The sequence below is a fragment of the Ectobacillus panaciterrae DSM 19096 genome (assembly GCF_000430785.1).
Taxonomy (GTDB): domain Bacteria; phylum Bacillota; class Bacilli; order Bacillales; family Bacillaceae_G; genus Ectobacillus; species Ectobacillus panaciterrae.
This window is the reverse complement of record NZ_AUMR01000119.1, coordinates 1-9,613: the sequence shown is the minus strand read 5'-3', so window position 1 is coordinate 9,613 and position 9,613 is coordinate 1. Positions and strand designations below refer to the sequence as shown.

Below are 9,613 nucleotides of genomic sequence, written 5' to 3'. Positions count from 1 at the left end.
ACGTGCGCATGCGGTTATGAAGAACACCGGGACATTCACGGTGCCCGCAACATTTTGGCAAAAGAACTGTACGGAAAGATGTGTCATATTCCGGAAGAAACAAAGAGAAAGTATCTACGGATTGCGTAAGCAAAAAGTAGTAGACGGTGTGTTCCCACCCTTCTGTGTGTGCAGAAGTTGCTTAGTCAGATAAAGGAAGGAGCCCCTGCATAGGTGCAGAGAGGAGATGGCAAATCCGCTTCTCATGGGACCTTGTCTTTGTTGGTGCTAAGAAACCTCCACTTCAAGGAGCGGATGCGAGTAAGTGGGGGAGGTTCATCGATGCAATCCCTTCAAATATGTTTCCAATAGCCGGCGTAAGCTTTCGTCATGATCTAATGAAAGCCCAAATCCCCCTTTATGTTCTAGGGAGGCAAAGCCGTGTACGAGACTGCGTAAGCCCCTCACAACATGAAGTGCCTCTTCTTCTTTTAAGTTATATTCCTCTAGTACGCGCAGAAAAAGAGTAATCAGAGTATCTCCTGCTGCTTGAATATCATGATCAATAGAAGCCGGTAAGGTTGCCTCATACAGACCAGGATGCTGGCGAGCAAAGGATACGTATGCTGTTCCAATCGAAAGCCAAGCTTTATCACCCGCTTTTCCTACAGAAGCTTGTGTTATCTCCTCTGTTAGCTTACGGATGCCGTACAGCGCCAAATCTTTGCGTAAACCGTTCATTCCATCAATATGATTATATAGAGAAGGAGTCTTGATTCCTAAACGCTGGGCAATTGCCGCAAGGGTTACTTGCTCGAGCCCTTCGGTGTCAGCAAGCTGCGCAGCCGTTTTTAAAACAATTGTTTTATCAATGGATTTTCTAGCCATTCATCATCTCTCCAATTTTGCTTTTGCCTCTGCTATTGCTTTATCCATTTGCTTTGAAGGGTTAGGCAGCATAGCGCCGTGCCCTGTTGCGAGCAGAGAAGGGGATAAGCTTCGCAATTTTCGGGCACTTTCTAAAGCTGTTTGTTTATCCCATGTGCCAAACGCCGGAAATGGGAATAATAAGTTTATCTTGCCTGCCACCGCCAAACCGGCGCGCGTTTGAAAGGCATCGCCGGCAATCAGACAGCTGTTTCGTGTATCTAAAAATGCCATAGAACCAGGCGTATGCCCTGGTGCGGAGACAGCGGTGAGAGAGCCGATCCGGTCGCCGTCATGAAGAAGAACATCAGGACGGGTTTTCAACGTTTTCGGCACGCCGCCTTTAATCGGTGTTTGCGGCTCACCCGGCAACAGAGACATATCATGATTCATCAGCATTGCGTCACGCTCCGAAATGAAAACCTTCGCGTTTGGCAACGCAGCTTTTAAGGAATCTAGCGAACCGATATGGTCCTCATGGGCGTGCGTTAATACAATGCGGGTAATTGGTTTTTGCAGCTGCTTTGCGGTTTGCAGAATTGCTTTATGACTGTATGGCAGCGCCGCATCAATTAACGTCAGCTCACTTTCTTCTTCGACAATGTAACAATTCACCGGAAATGCATTGGGCAAAAAAGACAACTGAAACAACTGTTCATGCTGCTGAAGCCGCATATTCATTTCTCCTCCTAATATAAACTAATTTACTTTATATTATAACTAATTGTATTAGTTTTTGTGAATGATATTCTGATTTACGCATAAAATTTTTGAAAATATGCTGTTACATTGTGAAGCCGCGCAGTTTTTGGTAAAATAATATGATACAGAGGAGGGACAACCTATATGCCAAAGGGACATGGAAAAACTGTCGCGCAAAACAAAAAAGCGTATCATGATTATTTTATAGAAGAAACATACGAAGCCGGTATTGTCCTTCAAGGAACGGAAATTAAATCAATTCGTGCCGGACGCGTGAACTTAAAGGATGCTTATGCCCGCATACAAAACGGCGAAATTTGGATTTTCGGCATGCACGTCAGCCCGTACGAGCAAGGTAACCGCTATAATCATGACCCGCTGCGCACGCGCAAGCTCTTATTGCATCGCAAGGAAATTTTAAAGCTGATCGGCTATACAAAGGAAACAGGCTATACGATTGTGCCCCTTAAGATTTACCTGCAAAACGGCTTTGCGAAAATGCAGCTCGGTGTAGCGAAGGGTAAAAAGAACTACGACAAGCGTGAAGATTTGAAGAAAAAAGAAGCGAAACGCGACATCGAACGCGCCTTCCGCGATCGTCAAAAAACGTAATACAGTATTTTACAATTGCAAAATACGAAGCATATGATATAATAAGTAATGTAATCGCCAGTTGATCTTTGAGAAACAGCTCATAATAGCTACACTCTCGTAATTTTCCTATATGGGGGCGTTACGGATTCGACAGGGGTAGTTCGAGCTTAAGTTGCGAGTCGAGGGGATCGGCCTCGTTAAAACGTCACAGCCAATAACTGGCAAACAACAAAACAACTTCGCTTTAGCTGCTTAATACAGCTTAGCGGTTCGCCCCTCCATCGCCCATGTGGTAGGGTAGCGGACTCACTTTAAGTGGGCTACGCCGGAGTTCGCCGTCTGAGGACAAAGGAAGAGAACAACCAGACTAGCGGCTTGGACGCCTGTCGATAGGCATAAAAGTCCGCGAAACGCCAATGTATCGACTACACTCGTAGAAGCTTAAGTGCCGATATTTCTGGACGTGGGTTCGACTCCCACCGTCTCCACCAATACATACTGTTGGTGGTTTTTATTTTGTTATAACAGGAAGCATAACTTTGCATAAAATGCAGGTTTATGCTTCCTTTTTTGTTATGCAAGGATATGCTTCATTAAAGTTGTAATTATTTAAAATGATTTAAATGTGGATTTGAAATAAAGTCACGATGTTTGTAAAAAAGACGCGAAGTTTTGAATAAAGTTGCGATGTTTTGAAAAAAGTTCAACCGTTTATATGTGGATTTTTGATAATGTAGGATTTTTTCTTATTAAGCAAAAGGACCAGATTATTGAATAACACTTGGTGGGGAATTTGGATATTTATGAAAAAAAGAGATTGTGAAGGAATGCACTTAAAGTAACTGGCAGGTTAGTTTAAGTGTAATGATTCACAATCTGTATTTTTATTGTTAGATATGACGATATTCCGGGTTAATGATCTTCCAAGTAATTATCCTTTTCCTCCACACAAAGTGACCCCCACCATTAGGTAGGGGGTTCATGCATTTATCGTTTAGTCATATTTCTCCCTCAGGCGCTTTATATCTTCTTTAGGTGGAAAACCAAACATGCGGGAATATTCACGGCTGAACTGCGATGGACTTTCATAGCCTACCCGGAATGCGACATCAGCGGCATCTGTTGACTCGGATAATAACAGGCGCCGGGCTTCCTGCAGTCTCAATTGTTTTTGGAACTGAATAGGGCTCATAGCGGTTACCTCTTTAAAGTGCCTATGAAGTGAAGCAACACTCATATTCGCTATTTCCGCAAGCTCCTCAATCCGAAAAGATCGATCATAGTTCTTCATGATCTGTTCGATAACGTCTCTAATAAGATAGGTAGAGCTTCCTTCTATTGCAATTTGTTCCAGCGTACCCCCATGCGGACCTTGCAGAACCCTATAGAGAATTTCCTTCGTAAATAGAGGAGCAAGTACTGGAATATCGTTCGGATTGTCTAGCAAACGAGCTAACCTGATAACCGCATCCAACATAGATGACTCGATTGGGCTGACAAACATACCTCGCTTAGCATTCTCTTTCTTTCCACCTTGAATTTTAAAATCACGTAAAACATCTAAGATTTGACTCGGTGTAAAGGCAAGAGTCAGTGCCAAATACGGAACGTCGGATGAGGCTTCCGTAACTTGGTTGGTAACCGGCAGATCAACCGATGCAACAAGGTAATCATTAGGACTGTACCTAAAGCGTTCCTCTGCCAGCATTACCTCCTTCGCACCTTGAACGATAATGCATAAGGAAGGCTTGTAAACACTGTAATTTGGACCGGTAACATTAGAGCGGCGAATAAAATATAAAGACGGAATCGCAGTCGCGTGAACACCATCCTGTCCTGAATAACGCTCTATGAGTTTGGCAAGCTCATCCTGCCGTTTATATATTGGTTCAGACATAAGATCCTCCTTGTTCCTTCATCCTTGTTCCTTCATCCTTGTTCCTTCATCCTTGATAGTTCCATTATAATGCATTTTCGTCTGTTGAAAAGTTGTTGTGAGAGGATTAGGCAATCATTTGCGACAAATGGGATATCGGTCACTTTTTCATTTGTTGCATAATTAGATAGAGCAGAATGAACAACACCTGAAATTAAAGTGACAATCATAAAAAAGAAAGGAAGATAAATCATGCAAAAGCGTAAATTGGGAAAAAGTGGACTAGAAGTTTCTGCTATCGGACTAGGTTGCATGGGAATGAGCTCCGGTTTTGGTCCGGCATCAGACACGAAAGAAATGATATCGCTGATCCATGCGGCAATTGACCGCGGCGTTACTTTCTTTGACACCGCTGAATTGTACGGACCATATACGAACGAAGAGCTCGTAGGAGAAGCTCTCCAGCCCTTTCGGAATCAAGTGGTGATTGCCACCAAGTTCGGCTTTGACCTTCAAGGTAAAAGACAGACTATGCTTGATAGCCGACCTGAGCATATCAAAGAAGCTGTCGAAGGCTCACTTAAACGGCTTAAAGTCGAAGCGATTGACCTATACTATCAGCATCGGGTTGATCCGGACGTTCCAATCGAGGAGGTTGCGGGAGCAGTCAAAGATCTGATCCAGGAAGGTAAGGTTAAGTATTGGGGGCTTTCTGAGGCAGGTGAGAAGACGATCCGTCGTGCACATGCCGTTCAGCCAATCACCGCAGTCCAGAGCGAATACTCAATGATGTGGAGAAGTCCTGAAGAAAAACTGCTGCCTACGCTCGAGGAACTCGGAATCGGCTTCGTTCCGTTCGCCCCGCTGGGCAAGGGCTTCCTTACCGGGAAAATTGATAAGAATACTACATTCGTTAACTCCGACTTCCGCAGCATTGTTCCTCGCTTCCAACCGGAGAATCTCGAAGCAAATCAGGATTTGGTCGAACTGATAAAGAAGATTGCTGCAGGGAAAAACGCTACGCCGGCTCAAATCGCACTCGCATGGGTGCTCGCCGAGAAGCCATGGATTGTTCCGATTCCCGGCACGCGCAAATTGGAGCGCCTGGAAGAAAATCTTGGCGCAGTGGATGTCGAGCTGACTCCTGAGGAACTATGTGATTTGAACGACGCACTCACGAAGATCGAGATTTCGGGAGAGCGCTATCCGGAAGAATACGCAAATAGAGTCGACAAATAGGAGATGTAACATGTATTTCTTCTACTGACAACAAGTTTAACAACCTTCGGCTAATAGAAGAGTAACTTCAAATGAAAGAGGGGAAATTAAATGTCAGATTCAAAAGAGCTTACTGTTGCACAGAAAAAGTTAGGAAATTTTGCGCCAAAGCTTGTGCAATTAACTGATGATGTTTTGTTTGGAGATGTATGGAAGCGTGAGGAGCTTTCTCCGCGTGACCGCAGTTTAATTACCGTATCAAGCTTAATTACTGGTGGAAATACCGAGCAACTGAAATCCCATTTAAATTTAGCAAAACAAAACGGTCTTTCGGAAGAAGAACTAATCGAAGTCATTACCCATCTTGCTTTCTATGCAGGTTGGGCGAAGGCAATGTCAGCCATGACGGTTGCAAAAGAAGTATTTTTAAAAGAAAAATAAAAATAACGAAAGGATGTTATTCAGTATGTCTAATATTCAAGGTAAAGTTGTCATTATTACAGGTGCTTCTAGTGGAATTGGAGAAGCGACTGCAAAAGAACTTGCATCTAAAGGTGCGAAATTAGTGTTAGCGGCTCGTCGTGAAGAACGTTTAAAGAACTTACAAGAAGAGATTCAAAATAATGGCGGAGAAGCTATTTATAAAGTGACGGATGTCACTTCGCATGAACAAATGGAAGAGCTAGCTGAGGTTGCTGTTAAAGAGTTTGGAAAAATCGATGTATTGGTCAATAATGCTGGACTCATGCCAAATTCATTTCTTTATATGAAAAAAATTGATGACTGGAACCGAATGATTGACGTCAACATTAAAGGAGTTCTTTATGGAATTGCTGCAGTGCTTCCTTTTATGAGAGAACAAAAATCAGGTCATATCATCAATCTTTCTTCGGTAGCTGGACACTTTGTTGGAGCCGCAAGTGCGGTCTATGCAGGAACGAAGTTTGCTGTACGGGCGATTTCTGAGGGTCTGCGTAAAGAAGAGGCTGCAAACAACATTCGCTCCACCATTATCTCACCAGGAATGGTTAAATCGGAATTGACAGAATCGATCGATCCGAATTTTAAACCTATGATCGATAAAATGTATGAAGATGCGATTGAAGCGGATAGCATTGCTCGTGCCATTGCTTTTGCGATTGAACAACCATCTGATGTAGCGATTAATGAGATGATTATTCGTCCTACAAGTCAAGAGCGGTAATCTAAAAAGAAAACGGTTTGCTTATGCAAGGAAACTCTGAACATAATACTTTATTTGTTTTCGATTTAGTTAAATAATTATGAATATGATTTAATAGTCAGCCAGGTTCATTAATTTGGCTGTTTTTATAAATTTTTGAAGGAATTAATGAATTATCTGTTGTTCAGCAGCAACAATATTTTTGAGCTCTAAGTAGGATAAAAGTTGTATAGAAGGGTAAAAAAATGTTTGCGCGGGGTTCCGAAAGCTCGCCTTTTCCAAATTAAAGATTAAAACTTTGTGAACAACTACACTTAAAGTAAAGGGGTGCTTATCTTCAATAAGATCTTCCACAATCGGGCGCTTTTATTTAATAAAGTAAATCTTCTATTATTTAACTGAAGTATGATTTGGTTTATAAAAGAAAAAAGGAAAACACATATTATTCATGTATAATGTGTGTTTTCCTTTATTTTTAAGGACTTTTTTAATTTAGGTCTGATAACAGTTACAATAAAGTTGTTTAATTTTATTTTATCGACAGCAGCCTTCAGGATGCTATTTATTCTTCAGTAAGATAAGTTTTTATAAATTTGAATTATCATATTCAATTCTGATGTTTATTAACAAAAGTGACTTTTATATTTTTGGGACAACTGAATTACTGTCTCAAGCGCAATATCATACAAGAAAAGTTTCATAGTAAATGCTATTTTTAGAATTATCATTACAGTATAGGAGGATAGCTGGATGTCAAATGAAATCCGAACAGTTTATCTTGATCCTGATTTAAACATCGAAGCCTATCGATTTAAGGGAATCATGCAAAAGTTTCCTGCTCACTTTCATGAATATTATGTGATCGGCTTTATTGAAGAAGGGCAGCGTTATTTGGTTTGCAAAGGTGAAGAATACATTATTAATCCGGGAGATTTATTATTGTTCAACCCTTATGATACTCACAGTTGCGAGCAGATAGACGGCAAAACGCTGGATTATCGCTGCATCAATGTGAAACCAGAAGTCATGAAAAAGGCAGTGTTAGAGATTAATGGTAATGAAAACCTTCCATGCTTCAAACAAAGCGTTTTATATCATAGCGAGATTGTATCCAATTTAAGAGAGCTACATTTAAAAATTTCGCAGGGTGAGAGTGAGTTTAAGAAGGAGGAGTTATTTTTATACTTGTTGGAAGAGCTCATTCAGACGCATTCTGACCTTACAATCCTTTCACCAGCTTCTGAAACCTCTCACGAAATCAAAACAGTGTGTAACTATTTGGAGGAAAATTATACAAAAACGATTACGCTTAATGATTTAAGTAACTTAACGGGATGGAGCAAGTATCACTTACTAAGATCCTTCACAAAACAAAAGGGAATCTCTCCTTACAGCTACCTGGAAACGATTCGAGTAAATCATGCAAAAAAGCTTTTGGAACAAGGTGTAAAGCCCATCGAAGTGACTTTTTTAACAGGATTTAGTGATCAAAGTCACTTAACTAAATTCTTTAAAAGACTAGTTGGGTTAACACCAAAACAATATATGAGAATTTTTGAAAGTGAAGGAGAAACATAATGAGTAATCTTGAAACAAAATGCGTGCTTGTCATTGATGAAAATTTACCTTTAGGCTTGATTGCCAACACAGCAGCAATCCTGGGTGTAACACTTGGAAAATATGCTCCCGAGATGGTAGGCAGTAGCGTAGCAGACCGTTCAGGTATCGAACATTTGGGAATTGTGAAAACACCGGTTCCAATCTTAAAAGGGAGTACTGACCTTCTCCACGAACTAAGAGATAAGACCATGACAGAACCGTTTGCGGATCTGCTTGTCGTAGATTTTTCAGATACTGCGCAAAGCTGTAAAACGTACGAAGAGTACACAGCGAAACTGCAGAAAATATCGAAATCCGGCTATCGTTACTTTGGACTGGGAATCTATGGAGAAAAGAAAAAAGTAAACCGTTTAACGGGAGGTTTTTCTCTGCTAAGGTAGACAGGGTCCAGATTATAGTTTAACCAGATAGTTTTCGCGTTTTTGCATAAGAACGGATATTATAACTTATAACTTGATAGCTGATTTGAACAATGGATAAAAAACGAGGAGGAGTAAGATGGATAACTTGCTTGCATATATCTTAATGGCCCTTATGATGTCTATGTTGCCCGGTACAGATACGGTACTTATTATGAAAAATACGCTTAACCATGGAGCAAAAGCCGGACGCTATACGATACTCGGGATGGCGACAGGTCTTACTTTCTGGACTGTTATTGCCGTTCTCGGTTTGTCAGTTGTCATTGCCCAGTCAGTATTTCTTTTCAATGCAATTAAGTATTTTGGAGCTGCATACTTGTTTTATTTAGGTGTAAGGGCATTTTTTACTAAAAACACACTTTCATTAGAAGCTGTTCAAGCTGAACGTCAGCGTTCAATTGACAAGTCATCGCGCCATCATTATAAAGAATCCTATTTACAAGGGGCAATCAGTAATATTCTTAACCCTAAGACTGTTTTAGTCTACATAACTTTTATGCCTCAATTCATTGATCTTAATGGAAACACAAATCAACAACTGATTGGATTAGGATTGATCCTTACTATAATAGCAGTGGGATGGTTTTTGATCTTGGTTTATCTTTTAGATCATGTGAAAAAGTGGTTGAAAAAACCTAAATTTCAAAAAGTATTTCAAAAATCTACTGGAGTAATGTTAATAGGGTTTGGAGTAAAAACTGTCATTTAAACTCCTTTAATGCAACCCAAGATAGTACAGGATGGTGAAAAGAGATGGCTACATTATTTATTGATATCTGGGTTGGTTTGACTTTACCCATAAGTTTATCAGTTGTTTTTTGGGTACTTGAACCAATTGTTATAAAAGACATTACGAGAGTAAGTATGAATATTCATCACTCTAATAGTTGGCCTTTGGTATAACATATATTGGAATTAAAATATTTGAAAAAAAGTGCAACCGCTTTTGAAAAAAAGACACTTGCCTTAACTCAACTATAAAGCTAATATAAGTTACTCCATTATACCAGCTAATATAAGTCAATACTTTTGGCTTAATATTGATTCATAAGTAATGTTACAATAAAAAAAGGCATGACAAAGAGACTTCAA

10 protein-coding genes and 1 other RNA gene are annotated in these 9,613 nt (G+C 40.4%); 8 read left to right on the top strand and 3 right to left on the bottom strand.

Going from position 1 to position 9,613, the window contains the following annotated elements:
* Positions 1–315 precede the first annotated feature (315 nt).
* A complete protein-coding gene (locus H540_RS0120250) occupies positions 316–867 on the bottom strand; it encodes a TetR/AcrR family transcriptional regulator (protein ID WP_028402145.1) in 552 nt (183 codons plus the stop codon).
* A gap of 3 nt (positions 868–870) precedes the next feature.
* Positions 871–1,581 carry an MBL fold metallo-hydrolase gene (locus H540_RS0120245; protein ID WP_028402144.1) on the bottom strand — a complete coding sequence of 237 codons (711 nt, stop codon included), beginning with the start codon at positions 1,579–1,581 and terminating at the stop codon, positions 871–873.
* Positions 1,582–1,752: 171 nt separating this feature from the next.
* On the opposite strand from H540_RS0120245, the gene smpB reads away from it, so the two are divergent.
* Positions 1,753–2,220: an SsrA-binding protein SmpB gene (smpB, locus tag H540_RS0120240; RefSeq protein ID WP_028402143.1), complete on the top strand. Its 468-nt coding sequence runs from the start codon at positions 1,753–1,755 to the stop codon at positions 2,218–2,220.
* 114 nt (positions 2,221–2,334) lie between these two features.
* Positions 2,335–2,693, top strand: a transfer-messenger RNA (tmRNA) gene (ssrA, locus tag H540_RS32410).
* Positions 2,694–3,196: 503 nt separating this feature from the next.
* Here the strand turns inward: ssrA and H540_RS0120235 are convergent.
* Complete coding sequence (locus H540_RS0120235; protein ID WP_028402142.1) at positions 3,197–4,099, bottom strand: AraC family transcriptional regulator; 903 nt, start codon at positions 4,097–4,099, stop codon at positions 3,197–3,199.
* 231 nt (positions 4,100–4,330) lie between these two features.
* Here H540_RS0120235 and H540_RS0120230 point away from each other — a divergent pair, with 231 nt between their 5' ends.
* The 6 genes from H540_RS0120230 (at position 4,331) to H540_RS0120205 (ending at position 9,230) form a co-directional block, all read left to right on the top strand.
* Positions 4,331–5,317 carry an aldo/keto reductase gene (locus H540_RS0120230; protein ID WP_028402141.1) on the top strand — a complete coding sequence of 329 codons (987 nt, stop codon included), beginning with the start codon at positions 4,331–4,333 and terminating at the stop codon, positions 5,315–5,317.
* A 90-nt stretch (positions 5,318–5,407) separates the two neighbouring features.
* Positions 5,408–5,737 (top strand): carboxymuconolactone decarboxylase family protein, encoded by a 330-nt coding sequence (locus tag H540_RS0120225; protein ID WP_028402140.1) that lies wholly within the window; start codon positions 5,408–5,410, stop codon positions 5,735–5,737.
* Positions 5,738–5,762: 25 nt separating this feature from the next.
* The gene (locus tag H540_RS0120220; RefSeq protein WP_028402139.1) at positions 5,763–6,500 is read left to right on the top strand and encodes an SDR family oxidoreductase; all 738 of its coding nucleotides are present in this window, start codon (positions 5,763–5,765) and stop codon (positions 6,498–6,500) included.
* 729 nt (positions 6,501–7,229) lie between these two features.
* Entirely contained in the window at positions 7,230–8,057 is an 828-nt protein-coding gene (locus H540_RS0120215; RefSeq protein WP_028402138.1) for an AraC family ligand binding domain-containing protein, read from the top strand.
* Positions 8,057–8,479, top strand: coding sequence for a DUF2000 domain-containing protein (locus tag H540_RS0120210; protein ID WP_028402137.1), 423 nt, complete (start codon positions 8,057–8,059; stop codon positions 8,477–8,479). The genes H540_RS0120215 and H540_RS0120210 overlap by 1 nt, the downstream gene beginning before the upstream one ends.
* Positions 8,480–8,597: 118 nt before the next feature.
* Complete coding sequence (locus H540_RS0120205) at positions 8,598–9,230, top strand: homoserine/threonine efflux transporter (RefSeq protein WP_028402136.1); 633 nt, start codon at positions 8,598–8,600, stop codon at positions 9,228–9,230.
* Positions 9,231–9,613: the final 383 nt, after the last annotated feature.

Excerpts from the sequence above, each read along its gene's own strand:
- H540_RS0120250 (WP_028402145.1), bottom strand. The coding sequence starts at position 867 with ATGGCTAGAAAATCCATTGATAAAACAATTGTTTTAAAAACGGCTGCG.
- H540_RS0120245 (WP_028402144.1), bottom strand. The coding sequence starts at position 1,581 with ATGCGGCTTCAGCAGCATGAACAGTTGTTTCAGTTGTCTTTTTTGCCC.
- smpB (WP_028402143.1), top strand. The coding sequence starts at position 1,753 with ATGCCAAAGGGACATGGAAAAACTGTCGCGCAAAACAAAAAAGCGTAT.
- H540_RS0120235 (WP_028402142.1), bottom strand. The coding sequence starts at position 4,099 with ATGTCTGAACCAATATATAAACGGCAGGATGAGCTTGCCAAACTCATA.
- H540_RS0120230 (WP_028402141.1), top strand. The coding sequence starts at position 4,331 with ATGCAAAAGCGTAAATTGGGAAAAAGTGGACTAGAAGTTTCTGCTATC.
- H540_RS0120225 (WP_028402140.1), top strand. The coding sequence starts at position 5,408 with ATGTCAGATTCAAAAGAGCTTACTGTTGCACAGAAAAAGTTAGGAAAT.
- H540_RS0120220 (WP_028402139.1), top strand. The coding sequence starts at position 5,763 with ATGTCTAATATTCAAGGTAAAGTTGTCATTATTACAGGTGCTTCTAGT.
- H540_RS0120215 (WP_028402138.1), top strand. The coding sequence starts at position 7,230 with ATGTCAAATGAAATCCGAACAGTTTATCTTGATCCTGATTTAAACATC.
- H540_RS0120210 (WP_028402137.1), top strand. The coding sequence starts at position 8,057 with ATGAGTAATCTTGAAACAAAATGCGTGCTTGTCATTGATGAAAATTTA.
- H540_RS0120205 (WP_028402136.1), top strand. The coding sequence starts at position 8,598 with ATGGATAACTTGCTTGCATATATCTTAATGGCCCTTATGATGTCTATG.